The organism is Bradyrhizobium sp. 6(2017), assembly GCF_011058295.2.
GTDB classification, from domain to species: Bacteria; Pseudomonadota; Alphaproteobacteria; order Rhizobiales; family Xanthobacteraceae; genus Bradyrhizobium; species Bradyrhizobium septentrionale.
Genome location: NZ_CP049289.2, coordinates 38,685 through 54,985 on the forward strand (window position 1 = coordinate 38,685; position 16,301 = coordinate 54,985).

Genomic DNA, 16,301 nt, shown 5'->3' on the forward strand with positions numbered 1-16,301 from the left:
GGTTCGTGAGGACACCCGATTACGTCAGAGACGGCTGGTGTCTTGAAGATGGCGAGGAATACCAGCGCGCGGCTCCGGCAACCTTTCACATCCCGGATCTGGCGCTGCGGCGCCTTCTCCAGCCCGGCGACCTCGCCAAGTTGATCTTCAAGATCGCCGTCGAGGGTGACGAACACGGGGCCGTGGAGCGAATGTGGGTGATCGTCCGCGAACGTACCCCGACCGGCTATATCGGGATGCTGGACAACCAGCCCAACTCGATCGCAGAAAACGATCAATTCTGGCTCGGAACCGAGTTGCCGTTCGAGTATCGGCACATCATTGCGGTCGCCCACGCCGATGAGGCCAGTGTCGCACTTGCGAAGGCGCCCGCTCCTATCCCGTGGGATCGCGCAAGCTAGAACGCGCTCCGACGCTGCAACGCCGCTTGTCGGAAACGGCCGCGCCGTGGCACCATGGGCCTTGTTTGAGCATGATCTGGTTCGGAAAACCGCTTCACACTTTTCGCTGCCGCGGCCTCCGGCTCCGGATCATGCTCGTGGCCAGCACCGGGACATGCATGACCACCCAGCGACGAAGCTACGAGACAGGTCACAAGCCGAAATGCCTCGTCATCGTTGACGACACGGCGGAATGGGACCGTGCGGTCTATTACGCCAGCCGGTGGGCCATCCGGGTCGGCGGCGGCGTCCTGATGCTGCGGGTGATCGAGACCGAGGACCAGAACCAGCAATGGCTCGGGGTGGCCGACATTATGCGCGCGGAGGCCGAGGAAGCCGCCAACGAGGCGCTCGACCGCGCCGCCGGCCGCGCCAACGGGATCGCCGCGATCACCCCGGAGCGGGTGATTCGCGAGGGCGACCCTGTCGAGCAGATCCTCGACGTGATCGAAAAGGACGTCGATATCGCGATGCTGGTGCTGGCCGCCAATCCGGGCGCCGAGGGGCCCGGGCCGATCATCACCACCATGGCCAAGACCGTGGGGGCATTCCCGATCCCCGTGACCATCGTGCCCGGCGGCCTGTCTGACGCCGAGATCGACGCCCTGTCCTAGCGTTATCGGCTCCGAAACCGCTCCAGAGCATGGATGCGGGCCTGGAACCGCGGTTTTGCGGCTTGATCGCGGGCTTTTTAATTGCCATCTGGTAGGGGAACCCAACGCGCCGGCCTTGAACCGGCGACGCCGGAGACAGCAAATGTTCATCCAGACCGAAGCCACACCCAATCCCGCCACCCTGAAATTCATTCCGGGCCGCACGGTGCTCGACAGCGGCACCATGGAATTCTCATCGCCGGAATCCGCCGCGCGCTCGCCGCTTGCCGAACGGCTGTTCGCCGTCACCGGCGTCACCGGCGTGTTCTACGGCGCCGACTTCGTCACCGTGACGAAGGCGGACGGCGACTGGCAGCACCTCAAGCCCGCGATCCTCGGCGCGATCATGGAGCACTACATGTCCGGCGCGCCGCTGCTCGCCGACGGCACCGCTGGAAGCGACGACGCACGCGATGAGGAAGACGAGTTCTTCGACGAGGCAGACGCCGAAACAGTCGAGCAGATCAAGGACCTGATCGAGACCCGCGTGCGTCCCGCAGTCGCCAATGACGGCGGCGACATCACCTTCCGCGGCTTCAAGGACGGCATCGTCTATCTCAACATGAAGGGCTCCTGCGCCGGCTGCCCGTCATCGACCGCGACCTTGCAGCACGGCATCCAGAACCTGCTGCGGCACTTCGTGCCCGACGTGCAGGAAGTCCGGCCGATGTGATGGAGCGGCGAATGGCGCGTGGCGAATGGCAAATAGCGTTCTCCTGTAATTGCCAATTCGCCATTCCCCATTCGCTATTCGCCCTCCCATGATGATTCTCGCCATCGATACCGCGCTCGACGCCTGCTCCGCGGCGGTGCTCGACACCACCTCAGGCAATACCATCGCCATCGAATCCCAGGCGATGCAGCGCGGCCATGCCGAGGCGCTGATGCCGCTGATCGCCCGGGTGATGAAAGAGAGCGGCATCGGCTTTGCAGGGCTTGACCGCATCGCCGTCACCACCGGCCCCGGCAGTTTCACCGGCCTCCGCGTCGGCCTCTCGGCAGCGCGCGGCCTCGCGCTGTCAGCGGAAAAGCCGGTGGTCGGGCTGTCGACGCTCGCGGCCTACGCCGCGCCCGTGGTTGCCGAGAATGGCGAGCACGCGATCCTGTCGGCGATCGATGCGCGGCACGACCACGTCTATTTCCAGCTGGTGGGCGGCGACGGCAGCTTGATGCTCAAGCCAAAGGTTGCGCCGATCGCGGAAGCGCTCGAGGCCGCACAGTTCGGCGCGCTGCATCTGGTCGGCAACGCCGCAAATATCCTTGCCGAGCGCTGGCCTGCGGACGCCACGCCGCCGGTCAAGGTCGACAGGCAGCCAGCGCCTGACATTACCTGGGTTGCCTGGGTCGGCGCGGCCGTCGATCCCGACACTGCACCGCCGCGGCCGTTCTATCTGCGCGCACCCGACGCGAAGCCGCCGAAGGATCGCCTCGAAGTCAGCACGCCGCCATCGACATGACCGGCTGGCTGTCACGATGGTGGGGCGGCGGCACGCCCGCGGTCGAGCCCGCATCCCTGCGTGACGCGGCGCGGCTCGCGCAATTGCACGGCGCGTCGTTTCACCGCGGCTGGGGCGAAGGCGAATTCGAAACGATGCTGACCGAGCGCAACACGCTGGTGCACCGGCTGCGGCAGGGACGCAAGGTGATCGGCTTCGCCGTGTCGCGGATGGCGGCGGACGAAGCGGAAATCCTGTCGATTGCGATCGATTCCAATCAGCGCGGGCGCGGCCTGTCGCGCGACCTGCTCTTGACCCATCTCGGCCATCTTGCCGGCCGCGGCATCCGCACCATCTTCCTCGAGGTGGAAGAGAACAATCAGCCGGCGCGACGGCTCTATGAAAGGGCCGGATTCGGCGTGATCGGCCGCCGCGAACGCTATTACAAGCAGCCCGGCGGGGAACATTTGAACGCACTTCTGATGCGGCGCGACTTGTCGTAACATCCGCGCGATGGCAGAAAAGCCCCCGCTCTGCCACCCAAGGTTTGAAGAATACGGCCTGAAACCCATGACCACGGTGAAAATCCCGCCTGCGCATAAAAATACCGGCATCGAGGCGCGCTGCGCCGCGACCGGCATGCGCATGACCGAACAGCGCCGCGTGATCGCGCGGGTGCTGGCGGAGGCCATGGATCACCCTGATGTCGAGGAGCTGTACCGCCGCTGCGTCGCGGTCGACGACAAGATTTCGATCTCGACGGTCTATCGCACCGTCAAGCTGTTCGAGGACGCCGGCATCATCGAGCGTCACGACTTCCGAGAGGGCCGCGCGCGCTACGAGCAGATGCCCGAGAGCCATCACGACCACCTGATCAATCTGCGCGACGGCAAGGTGATCGAATTCACCTCAGAGGAAATCGAGAAACTGCAGGCCGAGATCGCACGCAAGCTCGGCTACAAGCTGGTCGATCACCGTCTCGAGCTCTATTGCGTCCCACTCGACGAAGACAGCAAGTCGTAAACCGGGTGGGCTTCGATCTCGTCATCTTCGATTGCGACGGCGTGCTCGTTGACAGCGAGGTGATCTCGTGTCGCGCGCATGCGGAGACGCTGACCCGTCACGGCTTTCCGATCACGCCGGACGGCGTGCTGAAGGGCTTCCTCGGCGTGTCCGACCGCGAGGCGCGGCGGATCGTGGAGAGCGAGATCGGCCGTGCGTTGCCCGACACATTCGAGGCCGACGTCAAGCATGCGACGCTGAGCTTCTATGCCGACGATCTCAGCGCCATCGCGCATGTCGGCGACGCGATCGCCGCGCTCGAATTGCCGAAATGCGTGGCGTCGAGCGGCACGCCGGAAAAGATCCATCACGGCCTGACCTGCGCCGGGCTCTACGACCAGCTCGCGCCGCATATTTTCTCCGCCACGCAGGTCAAGCGCGGCAAGCCGGCCCCCGATCTCTTCCTGTTCGCGGCCGCCCAGATGGGCGCGCGCCCTTCGCGCTGCGTCGTGATCGAGGACAGCGTGGCCGGCGTCACCGGCGCCCGCGCCGCCGGAATGACCGTGCTCGGTTTCCACGGCGGCAGCCACTGCACGGCTGATCATGAGGACCTGCTGCGCCAGGCCGGCGCCGCCGTCACATTCGCCGATATGCGCCAATTGCCCGATTTGATCGCTAAAATCGGGGCTGAAGTCCAGATCGCCGGCTGAGCCCACTCCGTCATTCCAGGGCGCGACCGTGGGGAGCGAACCCGGAATCTCGAGATTCCCCGATGCACAATTGTGCATCTGCGGTCTTGTCCTTCGGACCATCCCAGAATGACGGGGTGAAAAGCTGGCTTTTCGCCGGTTTAAGCTATATTTCAGCCCCGGCGCCCCGATGGCGCCGTTTCCTTTTCGCATTCAGGGTTCCATGACGACGCCGCGCAAGCTGCACATCAAATCCTATGGCTGCCAGATGAACGTCTACGATGCGCAGCGCATGGTGGACACGCTGGCCAGCGAGGGCTTTGTCGAGACCGCGAGCGCCGATGACGCCGACCTCGTGATCCTCAACACCTGCCACATTCGCGAGAAGGCGTCGGAGAAGGTCTATTCCGAACTCGGGCGGCTCAGGGTCGCCAAGGATGAGGCCGCGCGCCAGGGCCGCGAGATGAAGATCGCGGTCGCAGGCTGTGTCGCGCAGGCGGAGGGCGCCGAGATCATCCATCGTGCGCCGACCGTCGACATCGTGGTCGGGCCGCAGAGCTATCATCATCTGCCCGCGCTCCTGAAGCGCGCCGAGGAAAACGGCCGCGCACTGGAAACGGAATTCCCGGTCGAGGACAAGTTCGGCTTCCTGCCGCAGCCGAAGCCGGATGCGATCCGCGCCCGCGGCATCTCCGCCTTCGTCACGGTGCAGGAAGGTTGCGACAAGTTCTGCACCTTCTGCGTGGTGCCCTATACGCGCGGCGCGGAAGTCTCGCGTCCGGTCGCCAGGATCATCGACGACGTCAAGCAGCTCGCCGACAACGGTGTGCGCGAATTCACGCTGATCGGACAGAACGTCAACGCCTATCACGGCGAAGGTCCCGACGGCCGCGTCTGGCCGCTCGGCAAATTGTTGCAGCGGCTCGCCACCATTCCCGGCGTCAGACGGCTGCGCTATTCGACCAGCCATCCCCGCGACGTCGACGACGAGCTGATCGCGGCGCATCGCGATTTGCCCGAGCTGATGCCGTTCGTGCACCTGCCGGTGCAATCGGGGGCGGACCGAATCCTCGCCGCCATGAACCGCAAACATACCGCCGATGACTACCGGCGCGTCATCGACCGGTTCCGTGCCGCGCGGCAAGACATTGCTTTTTCATCAGATTTTATCGTGGGCTTCCCCGGAGAGACTGAGGAAGAATTTTCCGCCACTCTCGCGCTTGTCACGCAAATCGGGTACGCTGCGGCATATTCATTCAAGTATTCGCCACGGCCGGGCACGCCGGCGGCGGAGATGCGGGAGACGGTGTCAGCAGCCGAGATGGACGAGCGCTTGGGGCGGCTTCAGGAACTGATCGACAGCCAGCAGTCGGCCTTCAACCGGGCCGCGATCGGCACGACGGTGGAAGTGCTGTTCGAGCGCGCCGCGCGCAATCCGGGACAGATCGTCGGCCGCACCGCCTATCTGCAGCCTGCCCATGTGATGGCATCGCCTGACATTATCGGCCAGGTCCGCTCCGTGAGGATCGACAGCCTCGAGCGTTACAGCCTGATCGGCGAGCTGGCCACGACAGCCGCACCAAATTTCATTTCGCAGACCATTGGAGCCTGAAATCCTTGCCCAAAAGCGCATCGGATTCGCCTTCGCTTGCTCCCAGCCGCAAACCTGACCGCGACATGCAAATTCCACCTGAGACCCAGGTCGTCATCGATTTCGACGACAACCGCGCCGCATCCGCACTGGTCGGCCCCTACGGACAGAATCTGGCGCTGATCGAGCGGCGGCTCGGCGTCGTGGTCGATTCCCGCGGCAATCACCTCACCATCGCAGGCTCCCGCGACGGCTGCGACGCCGCGCGGCGGGTGCTCGAGACGCTCTATGCGCAGGCCGTCGAGGGCCACGATCTCGATCAGGGCGAGGTCGAAGGTGCGATCCGCGCCGTGATCGCGCAGGGATCGCTGTTCGAATTCGACAACAAGACCGCCAAGCCGACCTTCGAGACCATCAATCTGCGCAAGCGTCCGGTGCGCGCCCGCACCGCGGCGCAGGATTCCTACATCCGCGCGCTGAAGCGGCACGAGCTGGTGTTCGGCGTCGGTCCGGCCGGCACCGGCAAGACCTGGCTCGCGGTCGCCCATGCGGCGCAACTGTTCGAGCGCAAGGAGGTCGATCGCATCATCCTGACCCGGCCCGCGGTCGAGGCCGGCGAGCGGCTCGGCTTCCTGCCCGGCGACCTCAAGGAGAAAGTCGATCCGTATCTGCGCCCGATCTATGACGCGCTGTACGATCTGATGGATGCCCGCGTCGTCGAACGCGCGCTGCAAGGCAACGAGATCGAGATCGCGCCGCTCGCCTTCATGCGCGGCCGCACCCTGACCAATGCCGCCATCATCCTCGACGAGGCGCAGAACACCACGACGATGCAGATGAAGATGTTCTTGACACGTCTCGGCGAGAACAGCCGGATGATCGTCACCGGCGACCCGTCGCAGGTCGACCTGCCGCATGGCCAGGCTTCGGGGCTCACGGAAGCCGTGAAGCTGCTCGATGGCGTCGAGGGCATCGCCCAGGTGCATTTCAAGGCCGAGGACGTGATCCGCCATGAATTGGTGGCGCGCATCGTGGCCGCCTATGAGGGATTGCCGCAAAAGCCGGCAAACGCCAGATCTTGAGACCAATAGCTTCGGCCGCGAGCCCGCACGACGCGGGTTCCGGCCATAACGCAGATTTTGAAACGACCGTGTCTGCTCTTCCTGCAACCGAGGTTCTCGTCACCGCCGACTGCTGGCAGGCCGAGCCCGACGCCGACGCGGTGATCCATCGCGCGATCGAGGCTGCCGCCGCGATCGCCGATGCCGATGTCGCCGACGCCGAGCTTGCGGTGATGCTGACCGACGACGCCGGCATCCGCACGCTCAACGCCAACTGGCGCAGCATCGACAAGCCGACCAACGTGCTGTCGTTTCCGGCGCTGCAGCCCGAAGGCGCCGGCGGCGAGGACGATGCCCCGCGCATGCTCGGCGATATCGCGATCGCCTATGAGACGACGCGGCGCGAGGCCGATGAAGAACAGAAACCGTTCGACCATCATTTGAGCCATCTCGCGGTGCATGGCTTCCTGCATCTGATCGGTTACGACCACGAGAACGACGACGATGCCGAGGACATGGAGGCGCTCGAGCGCGAGATCCTCTCTTCTCTCGGCATTCCCGACCCCTATGCGGATCGGACCGCCTGACATGCCGGATTCCGAACCAACGCACGACAATCCGCGCAACGTGGGCAACCTGCCCGCCGTCGTGCACGAAGGCGAGGTGCAACGTGCGCCCGCCGAAGGCTGGCTGGTGCGCGCGATCCGTACGCTGTTCGGCTGGAAGGCCGGCTCGGTGCGCGACGACCTGCAGGTGGTGCTCGACGCCTCGACGCCCGACGATGTCGGCTTCTCGGCGATCGAGCGCACCATGCTGCGCAACATCCTGTCGCTGAACGAGCGGCGGATCGCCGACGTCATGGTGCACCGCGCCGACATCGTCGCGGTCAAGCGCGACATTCCGCTCGGCGAATTGATGAGCCTGTTCGAGAGCGCCGCGCATTCGCGGCTCGTCGTCTACAACGAGACGCTCGACGACCCCGAGGGCATGGTGCATATCCGCGACCTGCTCGCCTTCATGACCGCGAGAGCGCGCGTCACCGACGCGACCAAGACGAAGCGCAAGAAGCCGTTCCCGGCAGGGCTCGACCTGCGCACGGTCGATCTCGCACTGCCGCTGGCGGACGCCAATATCATCCGCAAGCTGCTCTACATCCCGCCGTCGATGCGCGCGATCGACCTCTTGGCGCAGATGCAGGCCTCGCGCATCCATCTCGCGCTGGTGGTCGACGAATATGGCGGCACCGACGGGCTGGTGTCGATCGAGGATATCGTCGAGCAGATCGTCGGCGAGATCGACGACGAGCACGATTCGGACGAACCGCCGTCGATCGTTCGGCAGGCCGACAACTCCTTCATCGCCGACGCGCGCGCCAGCCTCGACGATGTCCGCTCGGTGATCGGCGATGATTTCGTGATCGGCGAGGCCGGCGAGGAGGTCGAGACGCTCGGCGGCTATCTGGTGTCGTTTGTCGGCCGGCTGCCGGTGCGCGGCGAGGTGATCTCGGGGCCCGGCAATTACGAGGTCGAGGTGCTCGACGCCGATCCGCGACGGGTCAAGCGGGTGCGAATCAGCGCGCGCAAGGAACGGCCGACGCCGCGCAAGGAGCGCGAGCGGCGCCGCGAGCAGTCCCCGGACTCCGGAACGCCACAGGCGAATGACAATTTGCCGCCGCCCGGCGAGGGAGCCGGACCGCAGTGAGGCTCTCCGACCGGCTCCGATCGATCGGCCTTGCGGTCATCCTGACCTGGGGATGGAAGCGCGCCGTCCTCGCACTCACAGCCGGCGCGCTGTCGTCACTGGCGATGGCGCCGTTCAACGCCTGGCCCGTTCTGTTTTTGACCTTTTCCATCGCGGTCTGGCTGATCGACGGCAGTGCCGCCGGGCGCTGGCGCGGCGTGCCCGCGGCGGCGCTGTCCGGTTTCTGGTTCGGCCTCGGCTACTTCGTGCCGGGCCTGTACTGGATCGGCTACGCGTTCTTCGTCGATGCGCAGACCTTCGCCTGGCTGACGCCGTTCGCCGTGCTCGGCCTGCCCGCCTATCTCGCGCTGTTCACCGCCTTCGGTTTCGCGCTGGCGCGGCTGATCTGGCCGCGCGATGCCTCGCGCGTGCTGGCGCTCGCCGTCAGCCTGACGATATCGGAGTGGCTGCGCGGTCATCTCCTGAGCGGCTTTCCGTGGAATGCGTTCGGTTACGCGCTGACCGAGCCATTGGCGCTCGCCCAGACGGCGTCGCTGATCGGGTTGTGGGGCATGACGTTCCTGGCGGTCGCGATCTTCGCGAGCCCCGCCGTGCTGATCGACGGCGCCTCACGCGGCCGCAAGCCGTGGCGCGCACCGGTCGCAGCCGTGCTGGTTCTGGCGGCGATGCTGGCGTTCGGCGCAGTCCGTCTCTCACAGGAGCCGACCAGGATGGTCGACGGCGTCAAGCTCCGCATCATGCAGCCCGATTTGCAGCAGGACGCCAAGTTCAACTACTCCGCCAAGGCGGCGGTGATGCAGAAATATCTCACTCTGTCGGATCGGGCCTCGGGGCCGCACTCCACAGGCGTGAGCGATTCCACCATCCTGATCTGGCCGGAATCCGCGTTTCCGTTCTTCCTGACCAAGGAAGCCGATGCGATGGCGCAGATTGCCGAGCTGCTGCCAAAGGGAACCGTGCTGATCACAGGTTCAGTGCGTGCGCCCGATCTGCCGCCCGGCGTCCGCGTCACGCGCGCCTACAATTCGATCTACGTGATCGACCATGATGGCAGCGTGCTCGCGGTCTACGACAAGCTGCATCTGGTGCCGTTCGGCGAATATCTGCCGTTCCAGGACTGGATGGAGAAGCTCGGCTTCGAGCAGCTGACCAAGATGCAGGGCGGCTACATTCCGGGCACAATCCGCCGGACCCTCGACATTCCGAACGCGCCGCGCGCTTTGCCCCTGATCTGCTACGAGGCGATATTTCCCGGCAATGTGGTGAGCCGCGACGACCGTCCCGGCTGGATCGTCAATGTCACCAATGACGGCTGGTTCGGAATCTCGACCGGCCCCTATCAGCACCTGCAGCAGGCCCGGCTGCGCTCGATCGAGGAAGGCCTGCCGATGGTGCGCGCCGCCAATACGGGCGTCTCGGCCATCATCGACCCGGTTGGGCGGATCGTTGCACAGCTTGGGCTCGGCATCGAAGGCGTGCTCGATGCCGGCCTGCCCACGGCCCTGGCGCCGACGATCTATGCGCGCATCGGGAACATCCCCGCCGCTGTGATTGTGATCACAGCGCTGGCGTTCGTGCTGCGGCGCCGTTTTGTGAGGCGAAAGGCCTGACCACAGATATCGGCAGTTGTCGCCGAACCCGAAAAAGTGTCGAAATTTACCTCAGCGCGATTCCACCAGTTGACAGATCGACCGTGCACTTCGCATTGTACGGGTCCACGCGAAATCACAAGCCAAGTCAGCCCCTTTGCGCAAATTGTCCGCATTTCGTCCCGATCCTCCTTGCAGGATTTGACGGCACCGGCGCCTGAGGCATACTCCACTTCCAACTTGCCTCAGCCACGGGCGCGCAATCCCTTAGGAGAGTTGGAAATGTCCACCAAAGCGCCCAATCCTGTTGACAAATATGTCGGCAGCCGCGTCCGCATGCGACGTATCATGCTCGGCATGAGTCAGGAGAAACTGGGCGAGGCGTTAGGCCTGACGTTCCAGCAGGTGCAGAAATACGAGAAGGGCACCAATCGCGTCGGCGCCAGCCGGCTGCAGCAGATCTCCGAAATCCTGCAGGTGCCGGTCTCCTTCCTGTTCGACGGCGGCCCGAGCGGCGTCAGGACCGAGAACGGCTTCAGCGAGGGCGCCTCGCCGAGCTATGTCTCCGATTTTCTGGCAACCGCCGAAGGCCTGGCCCTGACCCGCGCCTTCACGCGCATCGCCGACGCCAAGCTCCGCCGCAGCATCGTCGAACTGGTCGAGCAGATCGCGGCGCGCGAGGCGTCCGAACAGGCCTGATCCGGCCATATCCGTTTGAGAGATCGTCAAATCTGGAATATGTCATTCCGGCGCACGCTAAGGCGCGATCAGTCATCGCGCTTTAGCTCGTTGTTTGAGCATGATCTTTTCGGAGAAAAGCTTCGCGCTTTTCCGGATCATGCTCGCGTGCGCTGAATGATAAAGCGAATTCACAGGCAGCAACAACAACATGTCCAGCAACCCGTTCGAAACCACGTCGATTCTCGACGGCATTCGCCGCTGGGTCGAGATCGAGTCACCGACGGAGCGGCCGGATCAGGTCAACAGACTGGCTGATCTCGTGGCCTCGGGCTATCGCGACCTGCCGGCCAAAGTCGAACGCATTGCGGGACGTGACGGCTGCGGCGATCATTTGGTCGCACGCTCGTCCTGGGGGCAGGACGCACCGGGCATTCTGGTGCTGAGCCATCTCGATACAGTTCATCCGATGGGATTCATCGACCGGTTACCATTCAAGATCGAAGGCGACAGCGCGTTCGGCCCCGGCATCTACGACATGAAGGGCGGCGCCTATCTCGCCTATCATGCGTTCCGGCAGATCTGCGCAGATGACGCGCGCCCGCCGCTCGGCATCACCCAGCTCTACGTTTCGGACGAGGAGATCGGCAGCCCGACCTCGCGAGCGCTGATCGAGGCCGAGGGCCGCAAGGCCAAATACGTGCTGGTCACCGAGCCCGCGCGCGACGGCGGCAAGATCGTCACCGGACGCAAGGGCGTCGCGCGCTTCGACGTTCATATCAAGGGCGCGCCGGCGCATGCCGGCACGCGCCCCGAGGACGGCCGCAGCGCGATACGGGAGCTCGGCCATGTGATCCTGGCGCTGGAGGCGATGAACGATCTCAAGCGCGGCATCACCGTCAATGTCGGCGTCGTCCGCGGCGGCACCAAGCCGAACGTGATCGCCGAGGAGGCCTATGCGGAAGTCGATCTGCGCGTGCCGACCATCGCCGACGCCGAGGAGCTGGTGCCGAAGATCCTCGGAATCACCTCGCGCACCGAGGGCGTCAGCGTGAAGGTGACAGGCGAATTGAACCGTCCGCCCTACGAGAAGAGCAACGCCGGCGCCGCGCTTTACGAACACGCCAGGGAGCTTGCCGCCGAACTCGGCTTCGAGCTGCTCGATGTCTTCACCGGCGGCGGCTCCGACGGCAATTTCACCGCACCGCATACCGCAACCCTCGACGGTCTCGGCGTCGACGGCAAGGGCGCGCATACCCATTACGAGCAGCTCTATGTCTCGTCGATCGAGCCGCGCGCGCGGCTGCTCCACCGCCTCTATCAAACGCTGCGATGATATCTGCGCCTGACGACAATGATCGTGATCCATCCGACGACGGCGCGATGGCGCATTCGCGCGGCTCGTTCTTCGGGCGGCGCAAGGGCCACAAGCTGCGCGCGCACCAGGCCGACCTGATCGACAATCTGCTGCCGCATCTGGCGCTCGACATCGCTGGCCCCGCGCCTGCGACGCTGACCGAATTGTTCGATGACGGGATCGGGGATGTAAGGCTCGAGATCGGCTTCGGCGGCGGCGAGCATCTGATCGCAGAAGCACAGGCATTTCCGGCGACGGGCTTCATCGGCTGCGAGCCCTATGTCAACGGCATGGCGAAGATCCTGACTCAGATCGAGGCGCGGAATATCGGCAACATCCGCCTGTTCGCCGGCGACGCGGCCGAGCTGTTGGCCTGGGCACCGCCGCGCGCGCTGGCGCGCATCGACCTGATCCATCCCGATCCCTGGCCGAAGCGGCGGCACTGGAAGCGGCGCTTCGTGCAGGATGCGACGGTCGCTGCCATGACACGATTGCTGCCGCCGGGCGGCGAATTCCGCTTCGTCAGCGACATCGACGATTATTGCGCCTGGACGCTCGCACATCTGATGCGCTCGCCCGACTTTGCCTGGCTCGCCGAGCGCGCGATCGACTGGCAGCAGCCGTGGCCCAACTACACGATGACGCGCTACGGCGCCAAGGCCGAGCGCGAAGGGCGCAAGGCGGCGTATCTGCGATTTCGTCGCACGTCTTAGCATCGTCGTTCCGGGGCGATGCGTAGCATCGAACCTCAGATGCGCAATTGCGCATCGGGGAACCTCGAGATTCCGGGTTCTCGCTACGCGAGCCCCGGAATGACGAAAGAGCTATCCCTGCCCAGCCAGCCGCGCCTTCCTGACGTCGGTCGCCTCCCACACCATGCGCTTGCCGCGCTCGCGACCGAGCAGCCCGATCGGATCGTGATTGTCGATGTGGCCGAACTGGCCCTTGTAGACGCTGTAGCCGCACAATTCCTGCAGGCGGCGCGGAAAGCGCGCCGCGGTCTCGCGCGGAATCCCGAGCTGCAAATTTTCCTGCTGCCGCATCCAGCCCCAGCAATAAGCGCAGGAGAACGCAAAGCGCCTGGCGTCGCTGGTGTTGGCGCCGCCGCCGTGCCACAGCGCGCTGTCGAACAGCATCACGCTGCCTTCGGGCATCGTCGCAGTGATGGCGTCGTAATCCTTGCCGTATTCCGGCGACGAATCGAGTTTGTGGCTGCGCGGAATGATCCGCGTCGCGCCATTGTCGTCGCGGAAATCCGACAGCGCCCAGATCGCATTGATCGTGATCGGGATGTGCGGCCGCGGCAGCTGGATCAACTGGGTGTCTTCGTGAATCGGCTGCGCCACCTCGCCCGGACCGAGCACCAGCGAGCAGAACGACGACAGCAGGCATTCCTTGTCCAGCACGCGTTCGACCACCGGCAGCACGTTCTCATGCAGCGGCACTTCCCAGAACAGATCGTCATAGGTCAGGAGGTTGTTGATGCGCAGCGTCTTGAAGCCCTCGAACGACGTCCTGGCGGGGCCGAGATTGTGCTCGCTCTCGATCCGCAGCACCGCCGCTTTCAATCCCTCGACCAACTCCGGCGAGGCGGCGCGCTCGATCACCGTGTATCCGTCGTCGCGGATCCGCGCGGCGTGCGATTGGATGTCGGCGTCCGTCAGCATGGCGATCTCCCGATTGGCACTGTGTCGCGCCTTGCGGAAAGCATAGCGGAACGCTTTGTGTTTGCGAGGTGTTTTGCTGGTACCGTCACCCTGAGGAGGCCGCAACGCGGCCGTCTCGAAAGGTCGACGGCCCGACTGTGGCCGTGCATCCTTCGAGACGCGCGCAAAAGCGCGCTCCTCCAGCGACAACGGCAAAGCCGTTGCGCGGGGATGACGGAATCAAGAGCTTGTTGGCGTGCCTACCGCGACTTCCAGAAATCCACGACGCGCTGCGCGGTCGACGGCATCAGGCGAACGAAGTTCACCCGCGCACCTTCGATATCTGCCGGTGACGGCACGCGGTTGGCGCCGAGCCGCATCAGGATCAGGGCGCGCACGGTCGGCCATTCGAAGCCGATCGTCTTGCCGGCGATCAGGATCGGATCGTAGCGATCGCCGGAGATCAGGCGGTCGAGCGTGACGATCTTGACGCCGGTCATCGCGGCGAGCGCCGCCACGCATTCCTCGTATTTGAACGCCGTTGCGAAGCCTGCCACCGCGGCCTCGTTCAATTCGCCGGCGCGATGCAGCGCCAGGATCGCGCGCAGCGCGGCTGCCAAATCGCGGCCGACGACCTCAGCGACCACACCTTCGATCTCGTTCATCGCCAGCTTGATCTCGGCCTGCCGCTCCGGCTTGGCGACGCTATGCAACCGGCGGCGGATCACGTCGATCGAGCCGGCCAGCAGGCTCTTCAAATGTTCGGGCGGAAGATCGTCGCGGCGTCCGATCCTCAGCGTCAGCACGCCGTCCTGGCCGGCGCGACGCACCAGCGTCGCAAAGGAATCGTCGGAGAACGCGGCGCCGGCATTGCTGGCGGCGCATCGGATCACATCGCGATCGCCGCGACGGATGATGACATCGGTCAGCGCGGTCGAAAGCTTTGGCCGCTCGGCCATCGCAAGCAGATGACCCTGGCCCTTGGCATTGGCGATCTCGACCAGCACCCGATCGTCGATGACGGGCGACTTGCGCAGCAGCGGGCCCGCGATCGCGACATCATCCTCACGAGCGAGTTGCCCGACTAGGTGCCGCGGCGCATTGGCGAGCGGCGCGAGCCGTTCGGCGAGATCGATCCGTGCCGCGAGCTCGGCATGCGGGACCAGGCTGGTCAGCACCCCGTCGAACAGGTCGATATGGTCGGGGCGAAAGCTCCCGGCGCCCTGCAGGAACAGCTCGCCGAGCCGCCGTGCGGCCTCGGCGCGGCGCTTGGGGTCGCCGCGGCGAACGATGTCGTCGAGTTCCGGGATCAGCGCAGGGGCTGTCGTCATGAGCCTTGTCCAAACCGGCGGCTTCTGCCGGTTTTCGGCAATCTATGGTCCCGTTCGTAAACGGAGGGTTAGGTCGAATCTGCCCCCGCGGAGCGGCAAAATCGCGTTCCGCCCGAAACGGAGGCCTTGCCGGCCCCGAGCAAAAGAGCTATATCCACCGCAACTTATGGTATCTCATACGATCGCGTAGGAGAGTGGGCCCCCCGGGACCCGCTCTTTTTTATTACCTGACGGGACCCAGCGAGGCCGGGTTCGGTTTAGGTAGCGTTAGCGGCCACTTAAGGCCATTTGAACAACACAACAGACCTCAGCAGCCTCTAGACCTTAGACAGCCTTTGACACTGGATATGACCGAACCGACCGCCACGCCCGTGGACACCGAACTGCTCGCCGAGCCGCGGCTCGTCGTCGAGCCCGGGGTCGCGGCGCGCGTCGCTGCGGTCGCGGTCCCGGTGCTGCAGGGCATGGGCTATCGCCTGGTGCGCATCAAGGTCTCGGGCGACGCCGGCTGCACGGTGCAGATCATGGCGGAACGGCCCGACGGCACGATACAGCTCGAGGATTGCGAGGCGATCTCGCGCGCGCTGTCGCCGGTGCTCGATGTCGCCGACCCGATCGAGCGCGCCTACCGGCTGGAGATCTCGTCGCCCGGCATCGACCGCCCGCTGGTGCGCCGTTCCGACTTCGAGCGCTACACCGGTCATCTCGTGAAGATCGAGATGGCGGTGGCGCATCAGGGTCGCAAGCGGTTCCGCGGCCTGCTCGCCGGCGTCGAGGGCAATGCGGTGCGCATCAAGCGCGACGATCCGCGCCCCGGCGAGGACGCCGAGGTCTTGCTGGTGATGGAAGACATCTCTGACGCGCGGCTGGTGCTGACCGACGAGCTGATCGAGGAATCAATGCGCCGCGGCAAGGCCGCCGAGCGCGAACTGCGCCGCGAGCTCGGCCTGGCGCCGCCGCAGCCGGCCCACGCCAGGAAGAGCGATCCCGCGAAGAGTCAGAAGCCGAAACCCAAGCCTGGTAACACGCCCGGCACGAAGCCGGCTCCGACCAACACCAAAAAGCACCGCCTGGCCGCCGAACGCGCGCGCCGTGGCGAGATCGATCCATCCGAAGGAGACTAAGCC

18 protein-coding genes are annotated in these 16,301 nt (G+C 65.1%); 16 read left to right on the plus strand and 2 right to left on the minus strand.

Annotated features, from left to right (window positions below; all coding sequences use genetic code 11):
• Positions 1 to 5: 5 nt before the first annotated feature.
• The 15 genes from G6P99_RS00160 (at position 6) to G6P99_RS00230 (ending at position 12,910) form a co-directional block, all read left to right on the plus strand.
• Positions 6 to 401, plus strand: coding sequence for a hypothetical protein (locus tag G6P99_RS00160; protein WP_051346467.1), 396 nt, complete (start codon positions 6 to 8; stop codon positions 399 to 401).
• 158 nt (positions 402 to 559) lie between these two features.
• On the plus strand, positions 560 to 1,054 hold the full coding sequence (locus G6P99_RS00165; RefSeq protein ID WP_029082419.1) for a universal stress protein: 495 nt from the start codon (positions 560 to 562) through the stop codon (positions 1,052 to 1,054).
• A 142-nt stretch (positions 1,055 to 1,196) separates the two neighbouring features.
• The gene (locus G6P99_RS00170; protein WP_029082420.1) at positions 1,197 to 1,766 is read left to right on the plus strand and encodes a NifU family protein; all 570 of its coding nucleotides are present in this window, start codon (positions 1,197 to 1,199) and stop codon (positions 1,764 to 1,766) included.
• Positions 1,767 to 1,854: 88 nt separating this feature from the next.
• Entirely contained in the window at positions 1,855 to 2,550 is a 696-nt protein-coding gene (gene tsaB / locus G6P99_RS00175; protein WP_029082421.1) for a tRNA (adenosine(37)-N6)-threonylcarbamoyltransferase complex dimerization subunit type 1 TsaB, read from the plus strand.
• On the plus strand, positions 2,547 to 3,032 hold the full coding sequence (rimI, locus tag G6P99_RS00180) for a ribosomal protein S18-alanine N-acetyltransferase (protein ID WP_029082422.1): 486 nt from the start codon (positions 2,547 to 2,549) through the stop codon (positions 3,030 to 3,032). The genes tsaB and rimI overlap by 4 nt, the downstream gene beginning before the upstream one ends.
• A 67-nt stretch (positions 3,033 to 3,099) precedes the next feature.
• Positions 3,100 to 3,552: a Fur family transcriptional regulator gene (locus tag G6P99_RS00185; RefSeq protein WP_029082423.1), complete on the plus strand. Its 453-nt coding sequence runs from the start codon at positions 3,100 to 3,102 to the stop codon at positions 3,550 to 3,552.
• A 5-nt stretch (positions 3,553 to 3,557) separates the two neighbouring features.
• Entirely contained in the window at positions 3,558 to 4,241 is a 684-nt protein-coding gene (locus G6P99_RS00190) for an HAD family hydrolase (RefSeq protein ID WP_165126976.1), read from the plus strand.
• Positions 4,242 to 4,443: 202 nt separating this feature from the next.
• Positions 4,444 to 5,832 carry a tRNA (N6-isopentenyl adenosine(37)-C2)-methylthiotransferase MiaB gene (gene miaB / locus G6P99_RS00195; protein WP_029082425.1) on the plus strand — a complete coding sequence of 463 codons (1,389 nt, stop codon included), beginning with the start codon at positions 4,444 to 4,446 and terminating at the stop codon, positions 5,830 to 5,832.
• A 65-nt stretch (positions 5,833 to 5,897) separates the two neighbouring features.
• Positions 5,898 to 6,893, plus strand: coding sequence for a PhoH family protein (locus G6P99_RS00200; RefSeq protein ID WP_029082426.1), 996 nt, complete (start codon positions 5,898 to 5,900; stop codon positions 6,891 to 6,893).
• A gap of 68 nt (positions 6,894 to 6,961) precedes the next feature.
• Positions 6,962 to 7,459 (plus strand): rRNA maturation RNase YbeY, encoded by a 498-nt coding sequence (gene ybeY / locus G6P99_RS00205; protein ID WP_029082427.1) that lies wholly within the window; start codon positions 6,962 to 6,964, stop codon positions 7,457 to 7,459.
• A gap of 1 nt (position 7,460) precedes the next feature.
• Positions 7,461 to 8,573 (plus strand): hemolysin family protein, encoded by a 1,113-nt coding sequence (locus tag G6P99_RS00210; protein WP_029082428.1) that lies wholly within the window; start codon positions 7,461 to 7,463, stop codon positions 8,571 to 8,573.
• The gene (gene lnt / locus G6P99_RS00215) at positions 8,570 to 10,183 is read left to right on the plus strand and encodes an apolipoprotein N-acyltransferase (protein ID WP_029082429.1); all 1,614 of its coding nucleotides are present in this window, start codon (positions 8,570 to 8,572) and stop codon (positions 10,181 to 10,183) included. Before G6P99_RS00210 ends, lnt begins: the two co-directional genes overlap by 4 nt.
• Before the next feature lie 261 nt (positions 10,184 to 10,444).
• Entirely contained in the window at positions 10,445 to 10,861 is a 417-nt protein-coding gene (locus G6P99_RS00220; RefSeq protein WP_029082430.1) for a helix-turn-helix domain-containing protein, read from the plus strand.
• A 190-nt stretch (positions 10,862 to 11,051) separates the two neighbouring features.
• Positions 11,052 to 12,176 carry a M20 family metallopeptidase gene (locus tag G6P99_RS00225; RefSeq protein WP_165126978.1) on the plus strand — a complete coding sequence of 375 codons (1,125 nt, stop codon included), beginning with the start codon at positions 11,052 to 11,054 and terminating at the stop codon, positions 12,174 to 12,176.
• Positions 12,173 to 12,910: a tRNA (guanine(46)-N(7))-methyltransferase TrmB gene (locus G6P99_RS00230; RefSeq protein ID WP_029082432.1), complete on the plus strand. Its 738-nt coding sequence runs from the start codon at positions 12,173 to 12,175 to the stop codon at positions 12,908 to 12,910. The genes G6P99_RS00225 and G6P99_RS00230 overlap by 4 nt, the downstream gene beginning before the upstream one ends.
• 111 nt (positions 12,911 to 13,021) lie before the next feature.
• On the opposite strand, the gene G6P99_RS00235 is transcribed toward G6P99_RS00230, so the two are convergent.
• Positions 13,022 to 13,864: a phytanoyl-CoA dioxygenase family protein gene (locus tag G6P99_RS00235; RefSeq protein WP_029082433.1), complete on the minus strand. Its 843-nt coding sequence runs from the start codon at positions 13,862 to 13,864 to the stop codon at positions 13,022 to 13,024.
• Positions 13,865 to 14,103: 239 nt separating this feature from the next.
• Positions 14,104 to 15,174, minus strand: a complete 1,071-nt coding sequence (locus G6P99_RS00240) for a DUF2336 domain-containing protein (RefSeq protein WP_029082434.1) — start codon at positions 15,172 to 15,174, stop codon at positions 14,104 to 14,106.
• Positions 15,175 to 15,521: 347 nt separating this feature from the next.
• Here G6P99_RS00240 and rimP point away from each other — a divergent pair, with 347 nt between their 5' ends.
• Complete coding sequence (rimP, locus tag G6P99_RS00245) at positions 15,522 to 16,298, plus strand: ribosome maturation factor RimP (RefSeq protein WP_029082435.1); 777 nt, start codon at positions 15,522 to 15,524, stop codon at positions 16,296 to 16,298.
• Positions 16,299 to 16,301: the final 3 nt, after the last annotated feature.

Coding starts and splice junctions, on each gene's coding strand:
- G6P99_RS00165 (WP_029082419.1), top strand. CDS start 560: ATGACCACCCAGCGACGAAGCTACGAGACAGGTCACAAGCCGAAATGC.
- G6P99_RS00170 (WP_029082420.1), top strand. CDS start 1,197: ATGTTCATCCAGACCGAAGCCACACCCAATCCCGCCACCCTGAAATTC.
- tsaB (WP_029082421.1), top strand. CDS start 1,855: ATGATGATTCTCGCCATCGATACCGCGCTCGACGCCTGCTCCGCGGCG.
- rimI (WP_029082422.1), top strand. CDS start 2,547: ATGACCGGCTGGCTGTCACGATGGTGGGGCGGCGGCACGCCCGCGGTC.
- G6P99_RS00185 (WP_029082423.1), top strand. CDS start 3,100: ATGACCACGGTGAAAATCCCGCCTGCGCATAAAAATACCGGCATCGAG.
- miaB (WP_029082425.1), top strand. CDS start 4,444: ATGACGACGCCGCGCAAGCTGCACATCAAATCCTATGGCTGCCAGATG.
- G6P99_RS00200 (WP_029082426.1), top strand. CDS start 5,898: ATGCAAATTCCACCTGAGACCCAGGTCGTCATCGATTTCGACGACAAC.
- G6P99_RS00210 (WP_029082428.1), top strand. CDS start 7,461: ATGCCGGATTCCGAACCAACGCACGACAATCCGCGCAACGTGGGCAAC.
- G6P99_RS00220 (WP_029082430.1), top strand. CDS start 10,445: ATGTCCACCAAAGCGCCCAATCCTGTTGACAAATATGTCGGCAGCCGC.
- G6P99_RS00225 (WP_165126978.1), top strand. CDS start 11,052: ATGTCCAGCAACCCGTTCGAAACCACGTCGATTCTCGACGGCATTCGC.
- G6P99_RS00230 (WP_029082432.1), top strand. CDS start 12,173: ATGATATCTGCGCCTGACGACAATGATCGTGATCCATCCGACGACGGC.
- G6P99_RS00235 (WP_029082433.1), bottom strand. CDS start 13,864: ATGCTGACGGACGCCGACATCCAATCGCACGCCGCGCGGATCCGCGAC.
- G6P99_RS00240 (WP_029082434.1), bottom strand. CDS start 15,174: ATGACGACAGCCCCTGCGCTGATCCCGGAACTCGACGACATCGTTCGC.
- rimP (WP_029082435.1), top strand. CDS start 15,522: ATGACCGAACCGACCGCCACGCCCGTGGACACCGAACTGCTCGCCGAG.